Origin of the sequence: Acinetobacter sp. KAM396 (assembly GCF_021602765.1) — a bacterium.
GTDB lineage: Bacteria > Pseudomonadota > Gammaproteobacteria > Pseudomonadales > Moraxellaceae > Acinetobacter > Acinetobacter towneri_A.
The window spans coordinates 88,810-113,047 of record NZ_BPPH01000005.1 but is presented as its reverse complement, the minus strand read 5'-3'; the positions used below and the strand labels follow the sequence as shown (position 1 = coordinate 113,047).

Here is a 24,238-nt window from a genome sequence, read left to right as displayed (position 1 = left end):
AGTAAGCATCCGGCTAACACAGCCTTACCAAGCGATCCTATAAGCCTTAATTTAGTTCCCACCTAAAAACAAGTGGGAACTTAATCCATGAACATGGATATATATTCAGCAACACCTCCTGTTGCTAAAAAACGCAGAACATACAGCAAAGAATTCAAACTCAGTATTGTCAATGCCTGCAAAAATCCTAATACCTCGATCGCTTCGGTCGCACTGCAACATAGTATTAATGCCAACCTTGTCAGTCGTTGGATCAGGATCTTCAGCCATCATGATGGTGCCGTGCAGGATCCTACTCATGTGAATCCAGCATTTATTGCTTTGCCTTACACTGCTGCAATCAGCCAACCTATTGATGAGAGGATCACGTTGTGTATCACCGTGCCTCATACGAATAATGATATTCAGCTAAAATGGCAGACATCAGAAATACCTGTCTTGGCAGAATTACTCAAGGCACTGGCAACATGATCCGCATTGATGAAATCTGGTTGTCTACTCAGCCCATGGACATGCGTGCAGGTATGGATACGACCATGGCTCAGGTGGTGAGAGCCTTTTATGGTATAGAATCCAATTTTTACGATACAAATCAGAACTACATTGGGATGCGACTTACCACTTTAAAATACAGTTTGATTGGTCCTGAATATTGGGTTCGGTTCAAGTACACCAACACAACGTTTAAAGTCGAAAAAAGTTCATATTAATCAATTATTTTATGATTAATAACATTCGTGTAACCCTGAAATTTCGGCTTTCAGGGTTTTAAGTTAATTTTTACTTCAGCGCCAAACTGCTCCAAAATACGTCCTGCTTCCATCACCGCCAATCGGCTGTATGAGCGCTCACGGTTTGAACCATACAGCAGCAAAATACGCGGTGGATGATCCAGCTCTTTAGCTTGTACTTTTTCTAAAGTCGGTTGATCGAGAAGATTCATATCTACATTTGGGAGAGTCATAGAAATTACACCTCTGCTTTAAAAAACTTTTTTCTGAGCCACAAAGACACACTGACTAAAGCAATCAACACTGGTACTTCAACCAGTGGACCAATTACAGTAGTAAACGCCACAGGTGAAGCTAAACCAAAAGTTGCAATCGCTACAGCCAACGCCAATTCAAAGTTATTCCCCGCAGCAGTAAAGGAAATTGCTGTAGTTTTAGGGTAATCATTGCCCATCCATTTGCTCATAAAGAAGCTGATGAAGAACATCACAATAAAGTAAATGGTCAATGGAATGGCAATACGTAAAACATCCAGTGGTAAACTCACCACATCATTTCCTTTGAGGCTAAACATCGCCACAATCGTGAACAACAAAGCAAGCAAACTCAGTGGGCTAATTTTTGGTAAGAAGACATTTTGATACCAATCCAAACTTTTCGCTCGAACCAGAATAAATCGTGTCATAAAGCCAAGGAAGAACGGAATCCCTAAATACACGAATACCGCATGAGTAATCGTCCAGAAATCCACATTGATCACTTGCCCTGCAACACCAAAATAAGGTGGTAAGAAGGTCAAGAACAACCAAGCATAGGTACTGAAAAATAAAATTTGGAAGATACTGTTAAAAGCCACCAATGCAGCAACATATTGGTTATCCCCACAGGCCAAACCGTTCCACACCAAGACCATCGCAATACAACGAGCCAGTCCTATCAGGATTAAGCCTGTCATATACTCTGGATAGCTATGTAGAAAAACAATGGCTAAGGCAAACATCAATACTGGTGCTATCACCCAGTTCTGTACTAAGGACAAAGTTAAGGTTTTTTTGTCTTTAAACACTTGTGGTAGCGCTGCATAATCCACTTTAGCTAATGGCGGATACATCATCAAAATCAAACCTATCGCAATAGGAATATTGACTGAATCCACACTCATTTTATCCAAAGCGACAGAGGCTTGCGGAAAAAACACGCCTATCGCAATCCCTAAAGCCATGGCAATAAAAATCCATAGCGTGAGGTTACGATCTAAAAAGGATAATCTTTGTTGAGCCATAATTTTCTCATTCAATATCTGAGATGTGATTGATTGCAGCAATCAATTCAGGACGAGACATATGTGCTGTATCCAATGCAAATAAAGCATCTAAACGACGATTGATATGGTCTACAGTCACTTGGAATGCCTGTAATTTTTCTTCTTTAGGTAAGTCTAAGTGTGATGGATCAGCCAAACCCCAATGTGCCTTGATCGCTCCGCCTAAATAAAGCGGACACGCTTCTTGTGCTGCTGAATCACAAACCGTAATCACCACATCAGGTTGGTATTGTTCACAATCATCAATGGTTTTACTCCACAAACCATCTGTTGACAGACCTAGATTTTCCAAGGTTTCAATCGTCAGTGGGTGTACCTGTCCCGATGGTTTACTGCCCGCACTATAAGCTTTCCAACCCTCTGGGGCACGACTATTAAAAAGCACTTCGGACAAAATGCTACGGCAACTATTTCCAGTACACAAAAAAAGGAATTTCATATTGTTCTACTCGCAATAACTATTGATTTGTTGAAATGATGGAGCAACTTTTGGCTGTAAATCAGCATTTTTAAGGGTGTTAAGTATGTCTAGGCACCAAATGGGTAAATTAGGATTGAGACTGTAATAGACCCATTGCCCTTGACGTCGATCTTGTAAGAGACCCGAAGAACGCAGTAAGGCTAAATGCCGTGAAATCTTAGGTTGGCTCAACTGTAATTTTTCAGTCAAATCACAGACACACTGTTCATTATTCCCAAGAACCAACATGACAATGTTGAATCGAGTTTCATCAGCCAAACATTTAAAGAAATTGATTTGATCCATATTTTTACCCACTCAAACATATGGATATATCAATATTCACATATATCCATGAAATTTTTATTTCAATCGCTGCCCATTTGCATCAATCACTTGTTCACCATCCTCTTTAGTGAAAGCACCTTTTTGTGAGAGGGGCAGAATTTCTAAAACCAGCTCTGACGGACGACTTAACGAGTTCCTAATTCAGTTACCACGAATGGACGGTTAATCAAAATTGGATACTGAAGCATAAAATCTAAAAGCTGTTCATCCGTCCAATCATCACGTTCTAGTTCTAGCTCAGAATACGGCACAACATTTTTACGAATTGCCTCTCGCACGGTTAAACCCGCATTTACGATCATTTGAATCAGTTCATTTTTCGATGGTGGTGTAACTAGATACTCAATCACTTCAGGTTCAATGTTGGCATTACGAATTAAGGCCAATGTGTTGCGTGATGTTCCACATTCAGGGTTGTGATAAATCTTCACTTTTGGAATCGCAGTCATTTACTCAAACTCAATTGAATCTTTACATATATTTATATACGAATAGACATATATATGCAATTCCAAATATACTGCTCTTCTGAAAATGCTTTAAGTTAATAAACTAGTCAAAGCTAAACCAAGCATGACCTTAATAGATTCAAAAGTTATATCTACGCCTTTTTCTTTAGAAATCTCTTTAATATGATTCCAAACATTCTGATCTCTAAGCGTATCTAATAATTCATGCCCATCCCAAGTGTTATCGGCATTGTAAAAATGCCCCCTAACGGCATTTAAAAACTGACCCCCTTGGTTAATATAGCGGTCATTTTGGACTGCTCAACATATCAAAGATCACCCGTGCAAAGATGCTGGCCTTCGCCGGATCAGACAACAACTGCATCATCTGTTCCTGATGTGCCGCACTACTGCCAAGAATGGCATCATCCATGGCTTTCGGGAAATCCCCCAGCATGGCCTGTTCACGGGTATTGTTGGCGATCTGCTTCATCACAATCTCATTCTCAGCCAGTTTGTCACGTACCGTATAAGCATAGTTCAGCATATCTTTATCAGTCAGGTTATCGGTGATAAAGACATCATTCAGACGCTCGATTATCTGAGACAGGAATTCTTCTTTCTTATCGCGTGGCTTGGCTGCACCGAGGTCATTGCCCGGTTCCAGCTTAAAATCTTCGGCATCTTCTTTGAGCTTGATGTCCTGCTGACGGATCTTGGACAAGCGGTAATGGCTCATGCTGACATTACTTAAGTCCACCTCATCATCTTTCGTTGCGGTTTCACGCAGCAATGGACGCAGGTTACGCGCATACAGACTAAGTTTTTCCAGTTCTTTGTCATCGTAGTCCACGATCTGCGACATAAACTCGTAAAAACGGGTAAAGCTGCCCAAGTCTTTTTTAAAGATTTCCAGTTTGTCTTTTTCAAGCTTGGCCTCTTTAAAGGCATTGTCGGCATTGGCAATCAGCACCGCATCATTGGTGTTCTTGCAGCGTTCCAGCATATCTCGGGTGGTGTTATAGGCTTCGATGGCCTGACTATAACGTTTCTGCCAGCGTTCAACCGCGGGTTTGCAGATATTACTAATCGCAGCATTGGATTTGTTCTTGGTAAAGAAGGCTTCTACAAACTGCTCGACTTCCGTCCACAAGAAAATTTTGCTGGCTTTCAGCTTTTCAAACAAGTCAAAGATCTGATCCGGATTCGATACATCAGCCAGTTCTGCGGTTTGATAGTAAGGCTGGAAGGCCGCAAGAATGTCTTCAGGATCGTTAAAGAAGTCCAAGACAAAGGTGCCAGATTCCGCTTTGCCCGGATAGGTGCGGTTCAAGCGTGACAAGGTCTGTACACACTCAACACCACCCAGCTTTTTGTCTACGTACATGGCACACAGTTTTGGCTGGTCAAAGCCGGTCTGGAACTTGTTGGCCACCAGCATCACCTGATAGTCATCACTGTCAAAGGCCTTGCGCATTTCCCGTCCTTTCAGTCCCGGGTTCATGTTGCGTTCGTTAAAGGTCTGCCCGACTAAACCACTGCTGTCGGTATCCTTGTCATTAAACTCAACCTCACCCGAGAATGCGACCATAGCCTGAATGGACTTATAGCCCTGATCCGTCACGTATTTGTCAAAGGCCAACTTGTAACGCACCGCTTCTTTACGTGAACTGGTCACCACCATGGCTTTGGCCTGCCCACCCAATAAGCCCATCACGTTATTTTTAAAATGTTCGACAATGACTTTCACTTTCTGGGAAATGTTGTGGTCATGCAGGCGCACCCACTGATTCAGTCTGATCTTGGCTTTTTTGGCATCGACCTGTTTGTCGGCTTCTTCAATTTTCTGTTTGAGTTTATATACCACTTTATAGTTGGTATAGTTTTTCAGCACATCCAGAATAAAGCCTTCTTCAATGGCTTGACGCATGGAGTAGACATGGAAAGCTTCCGGCTTGTTCTGCTTGGAGGGTGGTAGTTCAGGATTGGGTACACGGCCAAACAGTTGCAGGATTTTGTCTTTCGGTGTCGCGGTAAAGGCATAATAGCTGAGGTTATTACTGCCCTTACGTGCAGCCACTACCGCATCCAGAATATCTTCCGAAGACAATTCTGCATCCTCATCACGCTCTTCCAGCATCAACACTTCTTTGAGTTGCCGTGCCGTAGAGCCGCTTTGTGAAGAATGCGCTTCATCGGCAATCACCGCATAACGTCGCTGTTTCAAGTTGGTACTGTTTTCAATCGCACGCAGCACAAAGGGGAAAGTCTGGATGGTCACAATGATAATCGGCTGTGAGGTTTCCAGTGCTTTGGCCAGTTTTTCCGATTTGGAGCCATCGCCTTCTTTATTGTTGATGCGTCCGACCACGCCATCGGCATGTTCAAACTGGTAGATGGTGTCCTGTAGCTGGGCATCCAGAATGGTACGGTCAGTGACCACAATCACCGAATCAAACAGTTTCTGATTGTGTTGATCGTACAGGGTCGACAGCTGATGTGCTGTCCAGGCAATCGAGTTAGACTTACCTGAACCTGCACTGTGCTGAATCAGATATTTCTGTCCAGTGCCCTCCTCTAAGGCGGCATTGATCAGTTTGGTGACCACATTCCATTGGTGGTAACGTGGGAAGATCAGCAGTTCTTTTTTGTACTTGCGTCCTTCCCAGTCTTCTTTTTCTTCAATTTGCAGATGGACAAAACGTCCAATGATATTCAGCAAATTGTCCGGGGTGAGAACTTCATTCCACAAATACGCCGTAGCGTACTGATTCTGGTCTTCTGGCACATCATTGCCTGCGCCACCGTCATGCGTGCCTTTATTGAATGGCAGGAAAAAAGTATCTTCTCCAGCCAGCTGGGTCGCCATATAGACTTCGTATTGACTCACGGCAAAGTGTACCAATGCGCCACGCTTAAACATCAGCAAGGGTTCAGGCTTGTTGGTTTCTGGATCTTTCGGCAAGCGGGTGCGTTTGTACTGCAACATGGCATTTTGCACCGCCTGTTTAAACTCGGACTTGAGTTCGAGAGTAGCAACAGGAAAGCCGTTAATAAACAATACCAAGTCAATACGCCATTTCTTGGCCTGTTTGCCCATGTCCTGTAACTCAGCAGCCGTAGCATACGGGCTATAGACCAACTCTGGCACAATGCGGCAGATGTTCTTTTTGTAATTGGCTAAGGTATCGGGATTTAGTGCATGTTCAGGTTTAAACTGACACAGGAAAAAACGGGCACTGCGGGTTTTCACTCCGTGACGCAGCACACCTAAAGTGCCATAGGTACGCGACTGTTCATCGGTGGCATTGATGTCGGCTTTCTTCAGCTGGGCAACCACGGCTTCTAGAAAATGCCGTTCGGTATCATTCGGAAAGATACGCTGAAACTTCTGCCAGTCTTGTGCTTGGGTTTGTTGCACAAAATCCAGTACGTCCTGCTCATACAAGGCGGTTTCACGGTTGTAGCCTTGTGGCGTACCGAGTTGCCAACCCTCTGCCAGCATTTGGGAAATAATGTCGTTCTGGAAAATGCTTTCACGGGTGGCGTCTAGACTCATGCGCTTAACTCCGTCTGTGCCTCAGCAACCGTTGGCGCATGCCAGTGGCGAACATCAATCTTGCCGGTAACTGCGGCTGAGATCAGGGCAGTTCGGCGTTCTTGCATCAGTTGAATGGCTTTATTTGCTCTAGCTTCAAGCTTACCAAATTCATTTAGTTTATTTTTAATAAATAAAATAATTTGTTCTTGCTCATCTTTAGGAGGTAATACAAACCAAAACTTTGAAATTTGCTCAAAGTTTAATCCTTCTCTGTTACCACCCGTTTGAATGGATCTAAGTTGTGCTTGAATGAGATCAGATTGAATAACCAAAGACAAAAATTCTTGTAAATATTTCCCTACTCGAATAATACATACATGCTGATTTACATTAGCTTCAGGAAACTTATCAGGGACTAAACTACTACGTCCAATTGAGCCACCTGTAATATTTAGCAAGATATCGCCTGAATAAATCTTTGATGTAGACATTTCATCATGAATGGCTTCAGAGATATAAACACTTTCAGAGTTATCTACTCTTAAGCCATCATTGTAAACATTTTGGCTTCTAATAAATAAAACACCTTCGTCTTGGTATATTTCAGCTCCACCTTTAGGTGTTTTACCACTACCAATTTTTAATGCATGAAATCCTATTTTTGTCGCAGTCCAATTCTGAGGCACTTCTCCTAACCATTCCACACCCGAATCTTTCATCAGGACATTCGGATCGAGTCCTTTGGTTACGGCATGACTAATCACCGCTTGGCGTTTTTCTTTCAGCAGTTCAATCAGTTGTTGTTGTTTTTCAATTAGGTGATCGATTTTGGTAGTTTCGTGGTCGAGGAATTCAATAATTTTATAAATATCACTTTGGGATTTAGGCAAAGCTACTTTAATGTCACCTACCGTATCGGTATTCAAATTTAATTGTGTTCCCATTTTACCTAATCCTTTATAGGCTTGTTCGCCTGCAAAGACATAGAACAAATATTTATTGGGAATTTTTAACTCAGGAAAATATACAAATCCATCGTGGATACAAGCTTTGATTTTATTAATACATGGTTTCCCAACAGTACCTGCGATACTGAGGAATAATTGGTTAGGTTCTAATTTAACACTTAAGGAACTACCAAGGTCGGACATTGTCTGTGTAGTATTTAGAAGATACATATCCGATGCTGATACATCTGCAATCCTAACCCATGCATATTCACCATTATCATCGAAATACTTTGGGTCATCGATTGGTCGTGGACTTGCTCCCCGCTTGACAGTACTTAAGTGTTTAATTTTTATAATGTCCCATTCTCTTGGAACATTTTCCAACCACTCAACCCCTGAATCCTTATACTCCGCGTATTTCTGATACTTCACCATTATGAATGCACCTCTTGCAGCAGCTGCATAATCTCGGCACTCACCGCATCCAAATCCGCATCAATCTCAGCTAAATCACGCGGTGGCTGGTACACGTAGAAATGACGGTTAAACGGAATTTCATAACCGACAATGCCAATCTCGCCATCTTTCTCATCGCGCTTGTCCGCGTTGATCCAGGCATCCGGCACGTGTGGCTGTACTTCACGTTTGAAGTAATCTTCAATCAGCTCTGTAGTGCTGACTTTTGGATTAAGTGCAATGTTCTCCGCATCACGCAAATCCCCATCCTGCACAAACTCCACCACCTTGCCCTGATAACTAAACTGGCCATACAGTGGTTTTTCTGCGTGTTTCAGCACCTTGTTAATCACCGGTTCAGCTTCTGGATTTTTCCAGGTGATGGCTTCTAACAGCTGTTTCTTCTCTTTGGCATCCAGCTTCATGTCGGTCTGCTTGAGGGCTTTTTTCAACACTTCATCAAACTGGTTAAAGTCATCAAACTGCTCAGTACCAATCACCTCTTGTAACGCCTCGGCTTTTTCCATCAGGGCTTTCTGGAATAGCCAGATTTTGCTATCCAATACCTCTTTAATGTCTTTTTCTTTTAGCTCAGCGAACTCGGCTTTAATCAGGGCACGCACCTCAAGCGCCACGTCCTGCAACTGACCATAAGTTTCTGCTGTCCACGCTGTACCAAAGGCTGTGCCCAATTGTGCATCGATACTTTGCATCACGGCATTAAACGGTTTCGGGGCAAAGCGTAATGATGCAATCGCGCTATCCGTGATCTGTGCCGATAAACGTAATGGACGTTCAATGGTCACGCGACGGTAGCCAAATTCGTGGCTGGCAAAGATTTTGCTGGCGAATGGTTTTTGCTGTTCGGTTTCGCCATCCTGCGCCAAGGTGTCTACCGCGACAAAGTCACCGTAATTTTGGGTAATGGTGGCAATTTCAGCTTCAGTCAGATAGTTACGCTTTGAACCAAGCGACTTACGCATTTTGGTACTGAGGTTTGAGGCATTGATCAGTTGTACCTTGCCTTTGCGTTCAGTGGCTTTTTTATTGCTGAGTACCCAGATATAGGTGGCAATCCCGGTGTTGTAGAACATGTCGTTGGGTAGGGCAATAATGGCTTCCAGCAAGTCGGCTTCTAAAATATAGCGACGGATCTCACTTTCGCCACTGCCTGCACTACCGGTAAATAAAGGTGAACCATTCAGGATAATCCCGATGCGGCTGCCACTCTCGCTACTACTGGCATCACGCATCTTGCTGATCAGGTGCATCAGGAATAATAGTGAACCATCCGATACCCGTGGCAAGCCTGCACCGAAACGTCCATCAAAGCCTTTTTGTTCATGCTCGTCCTTGATGTCCTGTTCGATCTTTTTCCAGTCCACACCAAAGGGTGGATTCGACAGCATGTAGTCAAACTGATCAACAGAGAGTTGATCATTTGACAGCGTGTTACCGAGTTTAATCCGGCTCACGTCTTGGCCTTTAATCAGCATGTCGGCTTTACAGATGGCGTAGGATTCAGGATTGAGTTCCTGACCAAACGCACGCATCACGGCATTCGGGTTCAGCTCATGCAGATATTCCATACCCGAAGAGAGGAAGCCACCCGTCCCCGCTGTAGGATCGTAAATGGTACGGATAATGCCATCTTTGGTCAGTACATCATCATCTTCCATAAAGACCAATGCTGTAGTCAAACGCACGATGTCACGCGGGGTAAAGTGTTCCCCTGCGGTTTCATTAGAACCTTCAGCAAAACGACGGATCAGTTCTTCAAACACCAAGCCCATGTCATGGTTGGATACGTTCTTTGGACTCAGATCCGTGGTAGCAAACTTTTGCACGACTTTATACAAAAGGTTGGCATCATCGAGTAAGCCTACAAATTCGATGAAGTTAAAGTATTCAAATATCTCACGGGCATCTTTAGAGAAACTTTGCACATAGGTGCTTAAGTTGGCCTTGATATCACTCTGCCCCATTTTGCTAAGATCCATTGGGGAAGTGTTAAAGAAGGCCAAACCATTGGTGGCACGCAGCAATAACTTTTCTTGAGCTTCTTCTGGCAGATTCAGCTTGGAGACTTTTTCATGTTCTGCCAGTACCGCAGCCTTGCTTTCTTCCAGTACACATTCCAGACGACGTAACAAGGTAAATGGCAGAATGATGCGACCATATTGCGATTGTTTAAAGTCACCACGCAGTAGGTCGGCAACCGACCAGATGAAAGAAGCGATTTGTGAAAAGTTATTGTTGGTCATAGTGGCGAATCAATTCCTGAATTCTTATCAGTGATCAGTATCTGGCGACACTTCGGTTGCTAGAGATAATACTGATAATTTTTTAACTGTTGGATAATATTATATTATTTAAAAGCAGATTGTTGATTATTCATTTATTGCGTGAGAGTTAAGCGACAAATTTTGTCGTCTGGTTTCAGATTTTTCTCATAGAAGGTTCATCCACCATAACGCTACAACCCTGCTTTTGAAAGCCGTGCCTATTTATAAGCCCATCTGCTAAACTAGGCTTACATCACCTTTGTTCAAGGAAATTCCAGAATGCTAAACACTCTCGAACAGAAAAAAAAATATATCCAAGCTACGCGCTTGCAGAATTATCAAGCCAGTTTAAAGCTGGAAGGCATTAACCCGTCCTCAACCGCACCGGCATTAAGTAAAGCTCAGATTCTACAGAAATATAAGAAATTCTCACAGACCTCGGAATCGTGATCAGGCTTCCTTATGGATAAATATGGTGAAATGGGTGACAGCATTTACTGTTACCCGGACTCGGACGTCCTCAAAAACAAACTGAACATTCAGGATGCTAAAATTCTGCAACAGGCAGAACTGGAGTTGACTGAGTATGCCAGCACACGAATTGAGTATGCCGAGCCACCTTACGATCTCAAATACCTGCAATCCATTCACTTTCAGCTCTTTTCAGACCTGTATGCCTGGGCAGGTGAACTAAGACAAGTGGATATTGCCAAAGGCGATACCCGCTTTTGTACCTTCCCCCGTATTGAAATTGAAGCCAATAAGCTCTTCAAGCAACTTGAGCAGCAGCACTATTTTCAAGGTTTAGCCAAACCAGCACTTATCCAAAAAATCGCTGATTTTTATTGTGAAGTCAACGTGATTCACCCATTTCGTGAAGGCAATGGACGCACTCAGCGTATTTTCTTTGAGCATTTACTCGCCCACTGCGGCTATGGCGTACAATGGGATAAAATTGACAATAAAGAAGTTTGGATTCAGGCCAATATTGATGGATTCAACTGCCGGCTAGATGGACTGATCGCTATTTTTGAAGCCTGCATTATCACTCCTGAATAACAAAAAAATGGGTATACGGATTTAATGGTTGATGGGGCACCTTCACCCCATCAATCTGATACCACCCTCAGATGGTTGATAGATCGACTCCGTAGTTGAGTTCCTCTGCGAAGTCCGGCAGTCCGTAACCGATGGTTTTCTTGTAGAAAGGAGAGACCTTCGCAGTCGGTGCCTTCTTCTTGTGCTTCGTGGTGTAGAGCATTCGTGCCCGCATCACCTCGAAGGAGTAACCGCGCCCTTCACGGTTCTTGTCCTTGGCCAGTCGGTTGATGGACTCCGTGTAAGCGTTGGTGACGGGCATGTCCGTCTCGAAGTAGGTCATGGTCTCTTCGCGCCAGTTTCCCACTGCCCTGACCAGATCGCTCCAGACTTCCTTTTGGCCCTTCGGGATGGTGGCTATCCACTCGTCCAGGGCGGCTTCTGCCTGGAGCCGTGTGGTGGCGTCCCAGATGCCGTAGAAGCGCTCCTTGTGCTCGTAGGCGGCCAGCAGTTGCGGGAACGCGCCTGTCCAGGTCTCCATGATGAGGCGCTCCCGGTCTGAGACTTCGTGAGCGCGTTTCAGCAGGATTTTCCGGTCTCCCTTGAGAGTCCGGCTCTGGGACGGTTTCAGCTCCTTTCTGAGGCCCTTGCGCACTCTCTCTAGGTCAACACGGCCAGCGCACCCCACAGGTAGCCGGAAACGGGTTGGCGCGTCTCGGGCGGCAGTTTGTCAGGGGCGTTCACGGCAATGCCTCCTCGTGCGCCCGCTCGGCTGGCATGGAGGCCAGTTGCGCGTCCAGGCCGATGCCCGCCTCGAAGGCCGCCCGCACGAAGCACAGCCGTTGCAAGGCGGCATCATTGAACAGGCCATAGCCGCCCGGGGTGCACGCCACCGGACGCAGCAATCCGCGCAGCAGGTAGTCGCGCACGATATGCACGCTCACCCCGGCATCAAGGGCCAGCCGGGACACGGTGTAGGCGCTCATTGAAAACCTCCTTTTTTTATCCAGCGCAGCAGGAAAGCTGCTTCACGTCCTTGTTGAAGGTCTGCGCCGCAAGCTTCAACCCCTCGACCATTGTCAGGTAGGGGAACAACTGGTCAGCCAGTTCCTGCACCGTCATGCGGTTGCGGATGGCGAGCACCGCCGTCTGGATCAGTTCGCCCGCTTCCGGGGCCACCGCCTGCACGCCGATGAGCCGTCCGCTACCTTCCTCGATGACCAGCTTGATGAAGCCGCGTGTGTCGAAGTTGGCAAGCGCTCGCGGAACGTTGTCGAGTGTCAGCGTGCGACTGTCGGTCTCGATGCCATCGTGGTGCGCTTCCGCCTCGCTGTAGCCCACGGTGGCGACTTGCGGGTCGGTGAACACCACTGCCGGCATCGCGGTCAGATTGAGGGCTGCGTCGCCGCCGGTCATGTTGATCGCGGCACGGGTGCCGGCGGCCGCTGCCACGTAGACGAACTGCGGCTGGTCGGTGCAGTCGCCGGCCGCGTAGATGTTCGGGTTGCTCGTGCGCATGCCTTGGTCGATAACGATGGCCCCTTGCGCATTGACAGTGACCCCCGCCGCGTCCAGCGCGAGGCTGCGCGTATTCGGTGCCCGACCGGTGGCAACCAGCAACTTGTCAGCGCGCAATTCACCGTGTCCGGTGGTCAGCACGAATTCGCCGTTCACATGGGCGACCTGGCTGGCTTGCGTGTGCTCCAGCACCTCGATGCCCTCGGCACGGAAAGCGGCTGTCACCGCCTCGCCGATGGCCGGGTCTTCACGGAAGAACAAGGTATTGCGCGCCAGGACCGTGACCTTGCTGCCCAGCCGGGCAAAGGCTTGCGCCAGCTCCAGCGCCACCACCGACGAGCCGATTACGGCAAGGCGTTCGGGAATGGTGTCGCTCGCCAGGGCCTCGGTGGAAGTCCAGTAGGGTGACTCTTTCAAGCCCGGAATCGGCGGGACCGCCGGGCTGGCACCCGTGGCGACCAGGCAGCGGTCGAACATCACGACGCGCTCGCCACCCTCGTTCAAACGGACGGTAAGGCTCTGGTCGTCCTTGAAGCGCGCCTCACCGTGCACAACGGTGATGGCCGGATTACCGCCCAGGATGCCTTCGTACTTGGCGTGCCGCAGTTCGTCGACGCGGGCCTGCTGCTGGGCCAGCAGCTTACTGCGGTCAATCGTAGGCACAGTTGCCGCAATACCGCCATCGAACGGGCTTTCCCGGCGCAGATGGGCGATGTGGGCGGCGCGGATCATGATCTTGGACGGCACACAGCCGACATTGACGCAGGTGCCGCCGATGGTGCCGCGCTCGATCAGCGTGACCTGCGCGCCTTGCTCGACGGCCTTCAGTGCTGCCGCCATTGCCGCGCCACCGCTACCAATGACGACGACCTGCAACGGGCGTTCGTTGCCACTGGGCTTATCAGCGGCCCCTATCCAGCCGCGCATCTTGTCGAGCAGGCCGGCGCGGTTGTCCGTCGGTGGCGCATCGGCAAGCGTTGCCTCGTAGCCCAGTCCGGCCACAGCGGTAGTCAGCGCATCCGATGACGTGCCCGCCTCAATGGCGAGTTGCGCTGTGCCCTTCGGATAGGACACCAGCGCCGATTGCACGCCGGGCACTTTCTCCAAGGCTTCCTTGACGTGAGCCGCGCACGAGTCGCAGGTCATCCCGGTGATTTTCAGGGTGGTCATGTATTTTTCCTTTTCTGTGGTGGCTACGGCTGTTGCCGTCAGCCACGTTGTTCTGGCAATTCACAGCTGTCCGGCCCGCAGCGGCGATGTGCTGGCGAGATGAAATCCCAGACCGACACCCCATCCATCAAGGCCAGGCCGACATAGAGCAGTCCACCGCTCTGCCAGCCGTAAGCCCGCATTAAAAACACCGCTGCCAGCACCAAGATCGGGCCTATCGTGCCGAGCGCCGTGCGTCGCCACTGTCGATGATTGAGCCAAGCGATAGCATTGGCGAGTAACGTGATGCCGGCGAACATCGGCAGCAGGATGCCAATGAATAGCCCCTCGTACTGGCTCAAGAAGCCCAGTCCGATGGCCGCGCCAAAGCTGGCGATGGCAGGAAAACAGGCGGCGCAGCCCATCGCGGAAACGACGCTGCCGAGCGCGCCGGTTTTGCCAGCGATGCGCGTGATGAGTCCCATGTGTCGCTCCCGAGTTCGGTTAACGGATCAGCGTTTGAGGCTGGACGGATAGCCCGCGTCCTCGGTCGCCTTGGTCAACTTCTGGACGTTGGTCTTGGCATCGTCGAAGGTGACGACGGCCTGGCGCTTGTCGAAACTTACGTCGGTCTTGCTCACGCCCTCAACCTTGGAAAGCGCGTGCTTGACAGTGATCGGGCAAGAGGCGCAGGTCATGCCAGGCACGGACAGCGTGACGGTCTGAGTGGCGGCGAACACGGGGGCAACGAAAGCGGCGAGAGCGAGGGAGGCAAACAGCTTTTTCATGATGAACTCCTGATTAGTAGAAAAATGGCATGACGTAGGGAAAACCAAGCGCGACCAAGACCAACACGGCGACGAACCAGAAAATGAGCTTGTAGGTGGTGCGCACTTGCGGAATCGCGCACACCTCGCCCGGCTTGCAGGCTGCGGTCGGTCGGACGATGCGCCGCCAGGCAAAGAACAGTGCAACCAGCGCCGCGCCGATGAAGATCGGCCGATACGGCTCCAATACCGTCAGGTTGCCGATCCATGCCCCGCTGAACCCCAAGGCGATCAAAACCAGCGGCCCCAGGCAGCAGGCCGACGCAAGAATGGCGGCCAGCCCACCGGCGAAGAGCGCGCCGCGCCCGTTTTGTGGTTCAGACATACGCTTGTCCTTTCAAATTTGGTTTGGATAGCTTAAGCTTACTTCCGTAGTTATGTACGGAGTCAAGCGATATGCAAATTAATTTTGAGAATCTGACCATTGGCGTTTTTGCCAAGGCGGCCGGGGTCAATGTGGAGACCATCCGGTTCTACCAGCGCAAGGGCCTGCTGCCGGAGCCAGACAAGCCCTATGGCAGCATTCGCCGCTATGGCGAGGCGGATGTAACACGAGTGCGGTTCGTGAAATCGGCCCAGCGGCTGGGCTTTAGCCTGGACGAAATCGCCGAGCTACTGCGGCTGGAGGATGGCACCCATTGCGAGGAAGCCAGCGGCCTGGCCGAGCACAAGCTCAAGGATGTGCGCGAGAAGATGGCCGACTTGGCACGCATGGAGGCCGTGCTGTCTGAACTGGTGTGCGCCTGCCATGCGCGGAAAGGGAACGTTTCCTGCCCGCTGATTGCGTCACTACAGGGCGAAGCAGGCCTGGCAAGGTCAGCTATGCCTTAGCGTGCTTTATTTTCCGATTTCTGAGGTGCCCCCACCCAGAGAGTGACCCGCTTGCCGTGGATGGGCAGATCACGATAGGGAACGTCACGCTTGCCGAACCGTACGAACTCACCCTGCACGCCGCATTCCTCGCAGGCGATGGGATCGGGCACGTCCACCTCGAAGTGCATTTCGTCGTCGGTTGATTTGCAGCCCAGTACTTGGTATTGCGGCAGGTCAAGGATGTTGTCGGGAAGTTCGGTCATGGTGTTGTATAGGCGTAGGTGTCAGTCAGATCCATCCGACTCGGCATTGGTGTTTGCTTTTTTACCCAACAAGCTGCTGGAAACTAAAAGTAAGGCACCGAGGACAATTGCAATATCAGCCAGGTTGAAGGCCGGCCAATGCCAGTCTCGCCAATAGAAATCAAAGGAATCCACAACATAGCCGCGAAAGACCCGGTCAATCAGGTTGCCCATGGCGCCACCGAGGATAAGACTGTAAGCGATGGCTTCTCCTTTATGACGATTTTCAAGGATCAGCTTGATCAGAAAAATCGAGACCACTACCGCGATTCCGATAAAAAAGTAGCGCTGCCAGCCTCCACCATTCGCAAAAAGACTGAATGCGGCACCGGTATTCCATACGTGTACCCAGTTAAAGAATGAGGTCACTGAAATAGACTCGCCATATGCCATTGATTGTTGCACCAGCCATTTTACGGCCTGATCAGACGCTGCCAGCAGGCCCGATATGGACAATAGGGCATACGGCGAGAGCTTTTTGCCAATAATGAGCATTATTTAACCCTTCAACGCCAAAATGCGTCTAGCACCGTTAAGTACAATTACCCCCACGATGGTGCCGATAATCAGATCCGGATAATTGGACCCGGTCCACGCGACCAGAGCGCCGGCGGTGATGACCCCCAGGTTGATCACCACGTCGTTGGCCGAGAATATCCAGCTTGCCTTCATGTGCGCTCCGCCCTCCCGATGTTTGGATATGAGCAGCAGACAACTGGTATTGGCAATCAATGCGACGAAGGCGATCGCCATCATCATCAGCGATTCAGGCTCACTACCGAAAACAAAGCGTCGCACCACCTCGACGAGTACGCCGATAGCCAAAATCAGTTGCAGTACCCCTGCCAGATGCGCGGCACGTACCTGCATTTTCGCACTGCGCCCTACGGCATAGAGAGCCAGACCATAGACGGCTGCATCGGCAAACATATCCAGGGAATCAGCGATCAGGCCGGTAGACTGGGCGATCAGGCCAGCAGTCATTTCCACCACGAACATGATCGCATTGATACCGAGCAACACGCGCAGAGTGCCTGACTCCTGCGTAGCAGAGACTGCCGAGCTCTCAGCGGCCTTGATCGTCTCTGGGTCGGCAATGACGGTTTCCTGAAGCGAGGCGCCTAGCCCCAAGGTCGCCAGTTTCGCGGTAATGGGCTCAGCCTCGCCGTCATGCACGACCTTCAACCGGCGGTTCGACAAGTCGAAGGACAGTGCCCGAATCCCCTCAACGCCGTTCAGGGCCAGGCGAATCATGCGCTCTTCTGATGGACAGTCCATCTTCGGCACGGCATAAACACTGACCCATCTCCCTGGCGCCTCGGAGGAGGCCTGCATATCGATATCCGCCGCAGGCCTTGCATGGTCGCCACAGGGGCCTCCGCAGTTTTTACTCATGATATGACTCCACTTGAATGTGATCGGGTTTTCATTTAAAACTATATAGTAGCTATAATGTCAATAGCGTAGAGAATCCGTTGCGGAGGAACCCGATGCGTATTGGTCAGTTGGCACAGTCAGTAGGGGTAGATACACAGACGATCCGCTTCTACGAACGGCAGGGCTTGTTGCCGCCGCCTGGTCGGCAGGAGAACGGTTACCGTGTCTATACCGAGAAACACGTTGAGCGGCTGGCCTTTATTCGTCGCTGCCGCATCCTGGATCTGTCACTGGCAGAAATTCACGAACTAAAGCGCTATCAGGACGACCCTCATCAGTCCTGTACCGCTGTCAATGCCTTGCTCGATGATCACATCTCTCATGTGCGCTCGCAGATAACCGCTCTACAGGCGCTTGAGAAACAACTCGTTTCACTAAGAGCGCGTTGCAACGATGACCGGGAAGTTAAGGCGTGTGGGGTTCTTGCTGGAATTAGCGAGGGAAGCATGCATCAGCAGTAGGTTGGAGTGCCAACCAGATAATCCGATGAGATGCCGGTTTGCCTCACTCTCATGCAAAGGTAAGATCAACCATTTAATCCGCTTACCCAAAAAAATTAAGGGAGCCAAAGCTCCCTTCAATTAGTGACTAGCCAACTTGTTCAGAATCCATTAATTGACTTACCAAGCTGACTAGATAATTCAACTGTGCTCAATTCACAGCTCTAACACTCTGCTGCAACCCCTGCTGAATCTCCTGCACATAGCCCAATTGCGCTGAATGCTCTGTATCTGCAGCACTGTCATTGTTTGGATAAAATTCCTCCAGCAATTCCATCCCCTCCTCTGCATGCACCTCAAACTTGGCATTGGCAAAACCCTGCCGTGCAATCTGATCTAATGCCGCCTGATCAAACCCCGCCTGCTTCCCCTGTTGGTCAATCTCCTTAGCCGTCTGAATTGCTGTTTGCAAATCCACGCCTTCCCGTAACGTTAAATCCACGTAATACACGGGCTGACGATAGCTTTGAGTTGTGCTTTTCCCACGCAACGTGAGCTGCAACGGCAAACACGACAACAAACCACCTGATGCTGCATGGTAGTAATTCAAACGTGCTGCCAAAGTGCGAATACTGTTAAAACCTGTGGTTCTGAAGATAAAAGTCCCAAACTCATCGGCTTCGCCTAAATTGACATGCAGGCGTCCATAAGGCTTACAATGTCCACCCTGTCCAAGTGGGCATAAGTCGGGGGATGGACAAGGATGTTGCTCTACACCTTGTGATGTCATACGCTGACACGTCTGACCATTCCCCACACAAATCGGGCGACCTGTCTGTCGGTCAAATAAACTATATTCAGCTCGAAGATTGAGTTCAGGGTCATTGAAGATCATACGTACAGGGATGCTACGCAGCTTTTGATTCGGTGCTTGACTACGCAATTGCTCATCCAAGGGGTGTTTAATCCAACCGTCCTTACCCTGTATTTGACTGGTAATGGTGAACTGATCGTCTTTCTCTGGCAGACGCTTGCCATTCTTTTCTATTACACGGCCAATACTGATCCGTCCCAAGATGGGTGGTGTGATTGCTAAACCTTTAATCATGTTGAAATTCCTCTGTCGTTGAGATGTTTAGATGTGTTGCACTGTTTGCTTAAAATAAAATTGGAATAAAAAATCCCATGCAGGGCTGCACGGGATTTCAGGTTTCTTCTTGCTGAGTGATTAACTCTAAGTTTTGAGCTAATCGTGATAAATGTTGAAACGACGACTGCCTGCTTTCTGCAGTGGGTACTGTTGGATGAGTTCAGGTTGGTGCTGAAGTAAGGACTTGATGTCTAGGCTGATACTGTCCTTGCTCTTTTTCCAAGTCACCGAGCCTTGCTGAAATACGGCACGTTCATGTTCCTGCATCAGTGCCTGAACACGGTGTTTAAGTAGGTCAAATTGGCTTTGGTGCTGTTCAATCTGCTGTTTCTCCTGTATCAGCTGATCAAACAGTTCATTGGCAAGTTCCACCTCCGTTAGATCAACACAGCTCAGTGGGGTATGTTCAGGATAGAGCTGTTGTAAAGCTTTGGCTGCCGATTCACTGGCATCCACTGCTGGTGGAACATCATTTTCTACACATTCCCAAAACAGCCGTTCTGCCTGAATGATCTGTTCAATCAGAGCTTCATTACGACTGACTTTGTAGATTTTGGTTTCCTGCCCACACAGCAACACACAAATATGTGCCGCTTGCTTGCCTGTCACCGCCAGTTGATGTTGTACTTGACACAGTACATACAGAGGTACGCCTTCCTTCCACAGTTTGGCACCATATTCCCCTGCAGTTTTGCATTCCAGTATTTGTACTTCTTCATTGCCCACCACGGCATAATCCAAGTTTGCCAACATAAAGGCTTTGTCAGGATCAGGATGCTGCAGTACAGCATTGACCCGACGGACTTTATTGTTGGTGTGCATGCTGTAGTATTCTGCGACCAAGGGTTCCAACTGTTTGCCCCAATATAAAGGTGCATGTCCTGAGCTTTCATCTTCAATGTTTTGCTGTACCCGTCCTGTTTTAATCATCCACAGTTCCAGCATCGACATATAGGGATTCAAGCCACAGGCAGCTGCGGCATCACTGCTGCCGATCCCCTGTTTACGCACTTCCAGCCATGCCTGATAGTCCAGTTGTTTAGTATTGATCAGACGTTTGGCATTTAAGCTGCGTTTTGAAGGGCTTGGTGGTGGATGTAGCTGTCCTGAATCAGCGACAGCTGTTGGGTTGGTTGTGGTTAAAGTGCTCTGATGCATTGTAGGTTTTGTAGTTATGCTTTGATTCATGTGCTGTTCCTCATCTGAATACGTTCTAAAAAAACGGCATAAAAAAAGCCACATCCGAAGATGTGGCAAAGAGGGATCGTTAATGAGGAGGACACTTGATCGTACGGATCATATGCCCTGATGGTAAAGTCTCAAAATTAAATTCAGCTTAAACGGCTAAGTGTAAAGCTTGCTCCAATCCACGTTGTTTCAATGCTGCACCTGCACCAAACCAAGCAGAGTCAAGGCGGTGATCGGTACTCATCGCACGACGTTCATGATCCACAAATTCGGTGATTGCACAAAGCAGTCCATAAGCGGTATCTTTGGCTGAAGATAGGTCTGCTCCACGTCCCTGCCCATTAAACATATTCATGACTTTGGTCATGGCACGTCCATTCGGTTCAGTTTTATTCGGCTGTGGATTGGCTTGGGATGCAACATTACGGTAGTACTGAATGATGTTATCCTCCTGTTCCATCGCACTTAGGCTATTGTTGTTAAATACCGCATCAAAATAAGCCGCTGCTTCTTTCTGGGTGACTTTACGTTGGGTAAGTTGTTTCATTTCATACATATGGTCGTACCATGTTTTCACTGAAATACCAAGTTGATCTTTGACTTTGTCGGCATCAAACTTAGTACTGTGCGGTACTTTGACCACGCCTGCATTGGAACTCTGTCCACGCAAGGCAATGGCTAAAGTGTTGTTACACACCACACGGATATTGGTGAATTGTGCGGTGGTGGCTAAGGTGCCATCACATGCGGTTGCCAGCAGAATATAGCCATTGCTGACATCTCCACCTTTCAATTCTGCGGTTTGGCCTGTACGTGCCAAGGCCCAGAATTTTTTCCCACCCTTTAAGACACCTGCGGTTTCCAGTTCAAAGCCTGATTGCTCTGTCAGGTCTCGGTAGAATTCCAGAATCTCTATTGGTTGGACTTCTTGATAACGCTGACTCACCACCGATAAAGGTGCATGGGTATCTGAACGGTACAGTACCCGTTGTTCTTCATACGGCATGATGATGCTTTGTCCACGTGAGTTTTGAGCCATGTAGCTGACATTGGATGATTCAATGCGCCAGTCCATACCTGCTTGCTTGGCCCAGACTTCAATCGGTTGGTTTGGGCTGAGTTGATTGCCTAGACCATGCCATGGGGTTTGACCGACATACGCCATTTGTTCAATTTGATGTGCCATTTTGATTATTCCTCAAATAAAAGTGAAAGATGTAACCGTGTAAAGTCAGAGATGCGATTACGGCACCCATGCAAACGCTTGTTGGCAATCCAGACAGAGATACTGCTCGGCATTGCTGTAGTACTTTTCAAAGGCATACTGACTCACCACCACCAGTACGCCACCCACCACCACCCCAACAGCTGCACCGAAGAGTGGTGAAAAGCCTGACTTGCGAGCGACCTGCATCCCCAACATCGCCATCTGTGTTGGTGAGATACAACGTTGTAGTTGCTCAAAATAATTGGCATGCGTATTGCCTGAATCGGTTTGTCTGACCTGGGTAGACTGACAGTAGGGACATCGAATAAAAGACATGGGTATTCCTTGCGAAATGAATTCAGTGCAAAGCGCTGAATGAAGGGCATAAAAAAACCGTGCCCATTGAGGACACGGTTTGATTTGGTGTTTCATCTAAATTTAAATGCTGTGTTTTAACATTTAGAATGCAAGACGGTTATTGAAAGCTATAGCTTGCAGTGCCTTTATCTGTTTCGACATCAACCTGCACCACATTACTGTAGCTACAGTCTGTTAATTTCAGTCTTAAACGTTGCCCCATCTTAAAGTGCTGCGGATATTCCAATGATCGACGATAGCCTTCATAACGACATTGTCCATGATTGACAGAAACATGGCTGACATCGATAGGCTCTGCAATATTGGAACGGATGGTCAATACCGTAGCGGATTGATTTTGGGCATACCAATTACTGGTATCAATTACATCGAGTTCGACCGTAAACGTGTTTGGATCAAGACCTGCATTACAGCCACTCAGCATGATGCCTGTCGTTGTAGTCACTACGAGGAGTAAGGGTTTTAAAAGTTGCTTCATCAAATTCATCCTTAGCAGTAGTTATAGCTCACGCCATAATCGCCTGTATTTAAATCAATGCTGGCCAAATGGATTTCACAGTCTGTGCCGTTATCAAATTTATAAACGTAGTAGCGATTACCCGCTTGCTCCGATTCCAGTGCGCCATGTTCTTGCAAGCTAAAGTCTTGCACTGATTTGCCTGTATCTTTTGCGGCTTTGGCAAAGATATAGCGTTGATACTTGTCTATATTGTCCTGCTCAAATTCAGGCAGTTCATCATAAGGCAGCATCGACAGTAAGGTATCCACCGCCTTAAGGTTTTGATCAAACTCAAAACTCAGCAGCTCAGGCTCATGATCTGATGGACTCAGACTTTTGCTTCCCGTGGTCAATTCTTTGACATCAATCCCATCCACTTCCGCTGCGGGAATCTCGGTTGATGCGGCAGAAGTGGCGGATTCTAAAGGCTGTGCAGAGCTGGTCTCAGAAGTGTTGGCTGGAACCGTTTTTTCAGTTGGGTGTTTAGGGCTAAAGAAGTAGAAGCCTGCGATGCTGATCAAGGTCAGGGCTAAGATTGCCGCCAAGCCCAATATGGTTTTTTGGGTCATTTGAATGTTCCCCCTCATTTAGTTGGGCACAGTGACTTGACCATTCTGCGCATTAAAGTGAACAAAACGTGGACAACCACCTTGAAAGTTCACCGTGAAATTACGCCAACCACGGTTGCCAGGATTGGTTTTATAAAGACATTGATAAACCCCACCGCCTGTATGACGTGCTTGAACAAGGTAGGATTCACTGGCTTGTGCAAACCAGCCTGCCTGCGCCAATGATGCGCTTGCAAGTAGTGATGAAATCAGAGTCGTTTTTAGGAAGGTTTTAAACATCATCATTTTCTCTTTTTTATAGGCATCACTGGTCTTGGTCTTAATCAGACACAGTGTTCCCCATGTCATAAATGTTGGAATGAATATCTATGTTTTTTTGAAGTGTTATAGACGATAAAGCACAAAAATCTACGCCCCTCAAAACAGCATGAGAGATTCATCTTCATATCGGTAATATGTACTTAAAAAAGTTTTATTCTTAGAAAGTGATCGACACAGCAATGCATGAAATACAGAGCATCAGGTCACATTACCCTTGTGGTGTAGATTGGGCACACACATAAAAAAAGAGAAATATAAAAGACAGTATTGATGTAAGCGCATGGTGTACTCCTTTGTTTTAAAAGAATCCTGCCAAATCACTGTCAATTGATGGTGGCAGAACGAAAGAGGGTTGACAGACTGGTAACAAAGAAACCAGCACGCGCAAGCGCGTCCCCCCTCCGCCCTACCGCAAAGAAGGGGGACGAACGGGTCCACAACATGCAAAATCAGATTTCACATATTGTCTTTGTTAATGGGTCTGTCAAAACCCGCTGACGATGTAGGTCAGCAGACTAAGGATAATCTGCACGCTGTAGAGCGTCAAGCAAGCTAAATAGATGGGGAGTGAAAATATTTATAATTAAAAAATGTTTGAATAAGAATTTAGTTAGATTTAAATACAGCTTATTAAACTATATTCCTTAATCTTCCAAATACCACCAAAAGAAATCAATCCAATCCAAAATTTGATGAGGGGTAGGTTGAGGGGTAAAAACACAGACAAAAAATAAGCCCTTGCAAATACAAGGGCTTATCTTAAAATTTGGCGGAAGCGGTGAGATTCGAACTCACGGAGGACTCACACCCTCGTCGGTTTTCAAGACCGGTGCATTAAACCGCTCTGCCACGCTTCCA

At 47.9% G+C, this 24,238-nt stretch carries 26 protein-coding genes, 1 tRNA gene and 6 pseudogenes; 6 read left to right on the top strand and 27 right to left on the bottom strand.

Annotated elements, in window-relative coordinates:
• Nucleotides 1-87 precede the first annotated feature (87 nt).
• Both L6C30_RS04890 and L6C30_RS04885 read left to right on the top strand, forming a co-directional pair.
• Entirely contained in the window at nt 88-471 is a 384-nt protein-coding gene (locus L6C30_RS04890; RefSeq protein WP_163143575.1) for a transposase, read from the top strand.
• Complete coding sequence (locus tag L6C30_RS04885; RefSeq protein WP_019837820.1) at nt 468-710, top strand: hypothetical protein; 243 nt, start codon at nt 468-470, stop codon at nt 708-710. Before L6C30_RS04890 ends, L6C30_RS04885 begins: the two co-directional genes overlap by 4 nt.
• 65 nt (nt 711-775) lie before the next feature.
• Here the strand turns inward: L6C30_RS04885 and L6C30_RS04880 are convergent.
• The 9 genes and pseudogenes from L6C30_RS04880 to L6C30_RS04840 all read right to left on the bottom strand — a co-directional run.
• Nucleotides 776-964: pseudogene (locus L6C30_RS04880) on the bottom strand (NADPH-dependent FMN reductase); the annotation flags it as partial.
• Nucleotides 965-969: 5 nt separating this feature from the next.
• Nucleotides 970-2,013, bottom strand: coding sequence for an ACR3 family arsenite efflux transporter (gene arsB / locus L6C30_RS04875; protein ID WP_019837818.1), 1,044 nt, complete (start codon nt 2,011-2,013; stop codon nt 970-972).
• 7 nt (nt 2,014-2,020) lie between these two features.
• Complete coding sequence (locus L6C30_RS04870) at nt 2,021-2,494, bottom strand: arsenate reductase ArsC (RefSeq protein ID WP_026438201.1); 474 nt, start codon at nt 2,492-2,494, stop codon at nt 2,021-2,023.
• Nucleotides 2,495-2,500: 6 nt separating this feature from the next.
• Entirely contained in the window at nt 2,501-2,821 is a 321-nt protein-coding gene (locus L6C30_RS04865) for a metalloregulator ArsR/SmtB family transcription factor (RefSeq protein ID WP_004644580.1), read from the bottom strand.
• 57 nt (nt 2,822-2,878) lie between these two features.
• Nucleotides 2,879-3,312, bottom strand: a pseudogene (gene arsC, locus L6C30_RS04860) (arsenate reductase (glutaredoxin)).
• A 90-nt stretch (nt 3,313-3,402) separates the two neighbouring features.
• Entirely contained in the window at nt 3,403-3,612 is a 210-nt protein-coding gene (locus L6C30_RS04855; RefSeq protein WP_081406283.1) for a DUF2513 domain-containing protein, read from the bottom strand.
• Nucleotides 3,613-3,619: 7 nt separating this feature from the next.
• On the bottom strand, nt 3,620-6,871 hold the full coding sequence (locus L6C30_RS04850) for a type I restriction endonuclease subunit R (RefSeq protein ID WP_236162486.1): 3,252 nt from the start codon (nt 6,869-6,871) through the stop codon (nt 3,620-3,622).
• Nucleotides 6,868-8,238, bottom strand: a complete 1,371-nt coding sequence (locus tag L6C30_RS04845) for a restriction endonuclease subunit S (protein ID WP_019837814.1) — start codon at nt 8,236-8,238, stop codon at nt 6,868-6,870. Before L6C30_RS04845 ends, L6C30_RS04850 begins: the two co-directional genes overlap by 4 nt.
• Nucleotides 8,238-10,523 carry a class I SAM-dependent DNA methyltransferase gene (locus L6C30_RS04840; protein ID WP_019837813.1) on the bottom strand — a complete coding sequence of 762 codons (2,286 nt, stop codon included), beginning with the start codon at nt 10,521-10,523 and terminating at the stop codon, nt 8,238-8,240. The genes L6C30_RS04845 and L6C30_RS04840 overlap by 1 nt, the downstream gene beginning before the upstream one ends.
• 300 nt (nt 10,524-10,823) lie before the next feature.
• Between L6C30_RS04840 and L6C30_RS04835 the strand changes: the two genes are divergently transcribed.
• Nucleotides 10,824-10,994, top strand: coding sequence for a YhfG family protein (locus tag L6C30_RS04835; RefSeq protein WP_000935322.1), 171 nt, complete (start codon nt 10,824-10,826; stop codon nt 10,992-10,994).
• A gap of 12 nt (nt 10,995-11,006) precedes the next feature.
• On the top strand, nt 11,007-11,603 hold the full coding sequence (locus L6C30_RS04830) for a putative adenosine monophosphate-protein transferase Fic (RefSeq protein ID WP_019837812.1): 597 nt from the start codon (nt 11,007-11,009) through the stop codon (nt 11,601-11,603).
• 67 nt (nt 11,604-11,670) lie between these two features.
• Here L6C30_RS04830 and L6C30_RS04825 read toward each other — a convergent pair.
• The 7 genes and pseudogenes from L6C30_RS04825 to merT all read right to left on the bottom strand — a co-directional run.
• Nucleotides 11,671-12,246 (bottom strand): annotated as a pseudogene (locus L6C30_RS04825) (ISL3-like element ISPpu12 family transposase); the annotation flags it as partial.
• Nucleotides 12,246-12,326, bottom strand: a pseudogene (locus L6C30_RS04820) (mercury resistance protein); the annotation flags it as partial. The pseudogenes L6C30_RS04825 and L6C30_RS04820, both read right to left, overlap by 1 nt.
• 47 nt (nt 12,327-12,373) lie before the next feature.
• Nucleotides 12,374-12,568 (bottom strand): annotated as a pseudogene (gene merD / locus L6C30_RS04815) (mercuric resistance transcriptional repressor MerD); the annotation flags it as partial.
• Between the two features lie 16 nt (nt 12,569-12,584).
• Entirely contained in the window at nt 12,585-14,270 is a 1,686-nt protein-coding gene (gene merA / locus L6C30_RS04810) for a mercury(II) reductase (RefSeq protein ID WP_005174088.1), read from the bottom strand.
• A gap of 38 nt (nt 14,271-14,308) precedes the next feature.
• A complete protein-coding gene (gene merC, locus L6C30_RS04805) occupies nt 14,309-14,734 on the bottom strand; it encodes an organomercurial transporter MerC (RefSeq protein ID WP_236162484.1) in 426 nt (141 codons plus the stop codon).
• 27 nt (nt 14,735-14,761) lie between these two features.
• Nucleotides 14,762-15,037, bottom strand: coding sequence for a mercury resistance system periplasmic binding protein MerP (gene merP, locus L6C30_RS04800; RefSeq protein ID WP_004178136.1), 276 nt, complete (start codon nt 15,035-15,037; stop codon nt 14,762-14,764).
• A 13-nt stretch (nt 15,038-15,050) separates the two neighbouring features.
• On the bottom strand, nt 15,051-15,401 hold the full coding sequence (gene merT / locus L6C30_RS04795; protein WP_001294659.1) for a mercuric ion transporter MerT: 351 nt from the start codon (nt 15,399-15,401) through the stop codon (nt 15,051-15,053).
• 71 nt (nt 15,402-15,472) lie between these two features.
• Between merT and merR the strand changes: the two genes are divergently transcribed.
• The gene (merR, locus tag L6C30_RS04790; protein WP_019836732.1) at nt 15,473-15,907 is read left to right on the top strand and encodes an Hg(II)-responsive transcriptional regulator; all 435 of its coding nucleotides are present in this window, start codon (nt 15,473-15,475) and stop codon (nt 15,905-15,907) included.
• Between the two features lie 32 nt (nt 15,908-15,939).
• Here the strand turns inward: merR and L6C30_RS04785 are convergent.
• The 3 genes and pseudogenes from L6C30_RS04785 to L6C30_RS04775 form a co-directional block, all read right to left on the bottom strand.
• Nucleotides 15,940-16,152, bottom strand: a pseudogene (locus L6C30_RS04785) (transposase family protein); the annotation flags it as partial.
• Nucleotides 16,153-16,173: 21 nt separating this feature from the next.
• Nucleotides 16,174-16,686: a signal peptidase II gene (lspA, locus tag L6C30_RS04780; RefSeq protein WP_000905420.1), complete on the bottom strand. Its 513-nt coding sequence runs from the start codon at nt 16,684-16,686 to the stop codon at nt 16,174-16,176.
• Between the two features lie 3 nt (nt 16,687-16,689).
• Complete coding sequence (locus L6C30_RS04775) at nt 16,690-17,586, bottom strand: cation transporter (RefSeq protein ID WP_004964805.1); 897 nt, start codon at nt 17,584-17,586, stop codon at nt 16,690-16,692.
• A gap of 95 nt (nt 17,587-17,681) precedes the next feature.
• Between L6C30_RS04775 and cadR the strand changes: the two genes are divergently transcribed.
• Complete coding sequence (cadR, locus tag L6C30_RS04770; RefSeq protein WP_001219642.1) at nt 17,682-18,089, top strand: Cd(II)/Pb(II)-responsive transcriptional regulator; 408 nt, start codon at nt 17,682-17,684, stop codon at nt 18,087-18,089.
• 190 nt (nt 18,090-18,279) lie between these two features.
• Here the strand turns inward: cadR and L6C30_RS04765 are convergent, their stop codons facing one another.
• From L6C30_RS04765 to L6C30_RS04730, 8 genes are all read right to left on the bottom strand, one after another.
• The gene (locus L6C30_RS04765) at nt 18,280-19,176 is read right to left on the bottom strand and encodes a hypothetical protein (RefSeq protein WP_019836734.1); all 897 of its coding nucleotides are present in this window, start codon (nt 19,174-19,176) and stop codon (nt 18,280-18,282) included.
• Between the two features lie 138 nt (nt 19,177-19,314).
• On the bottom strand, nt 19,315-20,406 hold the full coding sequence (locus L6C30_RS04760) for a YqaJ viral recombinase family protein (protein ID WP_019836735.1): 1,092 nt from the start codon (nt 20,404-20,406) through the stop codon (nt 19,315-19,317).
• 148 nt (nt 20,407-20,554) lie between these two features.
• Entirely contained in the window at nt 20,555-21,592 is a 1,038-nt protein-coding gene (locus L6C30_RS04755; RefSeq protein WP_070153901.1) for a DUF932 domain-containing protein, read from the bottom strand.
• A 57-nt stretch (nt 21,593-21,649) separates the two neighbouring features.
• The gene (locus L6C30_RS04750) at nt 21,650-21,949 is read right to left on the bottom strand and encodes a hypothetical protein (protein WP_019836736.1); all 300 of its coding nucleotides are present in this window, start codon (nt 21,947-21,949) and stop codon (nt 21,650-21,652) included.
• Nucleotides 21,950-22,088: 139 nt separating this feature from the next.
• Nucleotides 22,089-22,469, bottom strand: a complete 381-nt coding sequence (locus tag L6C30_RS04745; protein WP_019836737.1) for a hypothetical protein — start codon at nt 22,467-22,469, stop codon at nt 22,089-22,091.
• 11 nt (nt 22,470-22,480) lie between these two features.
• Nucleotides 22,481-23,059, bottom strand: a complete 579-nt coding sequence (locus L6C30_RS04740) for a hypothetical protein (RefSeq protein WP_236162483.1) — start codon at nt 23,057-23,059, stop codon at nt 22,481-22,483.
• An 18-nt stretch (nt 23,060-23,077) separates the two neighbouring features.
• Nucleotides 23,078-23,338, bottom strand: coding sequence for a hypothetical protein (locus tag L6C30_RS04735; RefSeq protein WP_049591060.1), 261 nt, complete (start codon nt 23,336-23,338; stop codon nt 23,078-23,080).
• Nucleotides 23,339-24,147: 809 nt separating this feature from the next.
• Nucleotides 24,148-24,237 (bottom strand) — tRNA-Ser (locus L6C30_RS04730).
• Nucleotide 24,238: the final 1 nt, after the last annotated feature.

Coding starts and splice junctions, on each gene's coding strand:
- L6C30_RS04890 (WP_163143575.1), top strand. CDS start 88: ATGAACATGGATATATATTCAGCAACACCTCCTGTTGCTAAAAAACGC.
- L6C30_RS04885 (WP_019837820.1), top strand. CDS start 468: ATGATCCGCATTGATGAAATCTGGTTGTCTACTCAGCCCATGGACATG.
- arsB (WP_019837818.1), bottom strand. CDS start 2,013: ATGGCTCAACAAAGATTATCCTTTTTAGATCGTAACCTCACGCTATGG.
- L6C30_RS04870 (WP_026438201.1), bottom strand. CDS start 2,494: ATGAAATTCCTTTTTTTGTGTACTGGAAATAGTTGCCGTAGCATTTTG.
- L6C30_RS04865 (WP_004644580.1), bottom strand. CDS start 2,821: ATGGATCAAATCAATTTCTTTAAATGTTTGGCTGATGAAACTCGATTC.
- L6C30_RS04850 (WP_236162486.1), bottom strand. CDS start 6,871: ATGAGTCTAGACGCCACCCGTGAAAGCATTTTCCAGAACGACATTATT.
- L6C30_RS04845 (WP_019837814.1), bottom strand. CDS start 8,238: ATGGTGAAGTATCAGAAATACGCGGAGTATAAGGATTCAGGGGTTGAG.
- L6C30_RS04840 (WP_019837813.1), bottom strand. CDS start 10,523: ATGACCAACAATAACTTTTCACAAATCGCTTCTTTCATCTGGTCGGTT.
- L6C30_RS04835 (WP_000935322.1), top strand. CDS start 10,824: ATGCTAAACACTCTCGAACAGAAAAAAAAATATATCCAAGCTACGCGC.
- L6C30_RS04830 (WP_019837812.1), top strand. CDS start 11,007: ATGGATAAATATGGTGAAATGGGTGACAGCATTTACTGTTACCCGGAC.
- merA (WP_005174088.1), bottom strand. CDS start 14,270: ATGACCACCCTGAAAATCACCGGGATGACCTGCGACTCGTGCGCGGCT.
- merC (WP_236162484.1), bottom strand. CDS start 14,734: ATGGGACTCATCACGCGCATCGCTGGCAAAACCGGCGCGCTCGGCAGC.
- merP (WP_004178136.1), bottom strand. CDS start 15,037: ATGAAAAAGCTGTTTGCCTCCCTCGCTCTCGCCGCTTTCGTTGCCCCC.
- merT (WP_001294659.1), bottom strand. CDS start 15,401: ATGTCTGAACCACAAAACGGGCGCGGCGCGCTCTTCGCCGGTGGGCTG.
- merR (WP_019836732.1), top strand. CDS start 15,473: ATGCAAATTAATTTTGAGAATCTGACCATTGGCGTTTTTGCCAAGGCG.
- lspA (WP_000905420.1), bottom strand. CDS start 16,686: ATGCTCATTATTGGCAAAAAGCTCTCGCCGTATGCCCTATTGTCCATA.
- L6C30_RS04775 (WP_004964805.1), bottom strand. CDS start 17,586: ATGAGTAAAAACTGCGGAGGCCCCTGTGGCGACCATGCAAGGCCTGCG.
- cadR (WP_001219642.1), top strand. CDS start 17,682: ATGCGTATTGGTCAGTTGGCACAGTCAGTAGGGGTAGATACACAGACG.
- L6C30_RS04765 (WP_019836734.1), bottom strand. CDS start 19,176: ATGATTAAAGGTTTAGCAATCACACCACCCATCTTGGGACGGATCAGT.
- L6C30_RS04760 (WP_019836735.1), bottom strand. CDS start 20,406: ATGAATCAAAGCATAACTACAAAACCTACAATGCATCAGAGCACTTTA.
- L6C30_RS04755 (WP_070153901.1), bottom strand. CDS start 21,592: ATGGCACATCAAATTGAACAAATGGCGTATGTCGGTCAAACCCCATGG.
- L6C30_RS04750 (WP_019836736.1), bottom strand. CDS start 21,949: ATGTCTTTTATTCGATGTCCCTACTGTCAGTCTACCCAGGTCAGACAA.
- L6C30_RS04745 (WP_019836737.1), bottom strand. CDS start 22,469: ATGAAGCAACTTTTAAAACCCTTACTCCTCGTAGTGACTACAACGACA.
- L6C30_RS04740 (WP_236162483.1), bottom strand. CDS start 23,059: ATGACCCAAAAAACCATATTGGGCTTGGCGGCAATCTTAGCCCTGACC.
- L6C30_RS04735 (WP_049591060.1), bottom strand. CDS start 23,338: ATGTTTAAAACCTTCCTAAAAACGACTCTGATTTCATCACTACTTGCA.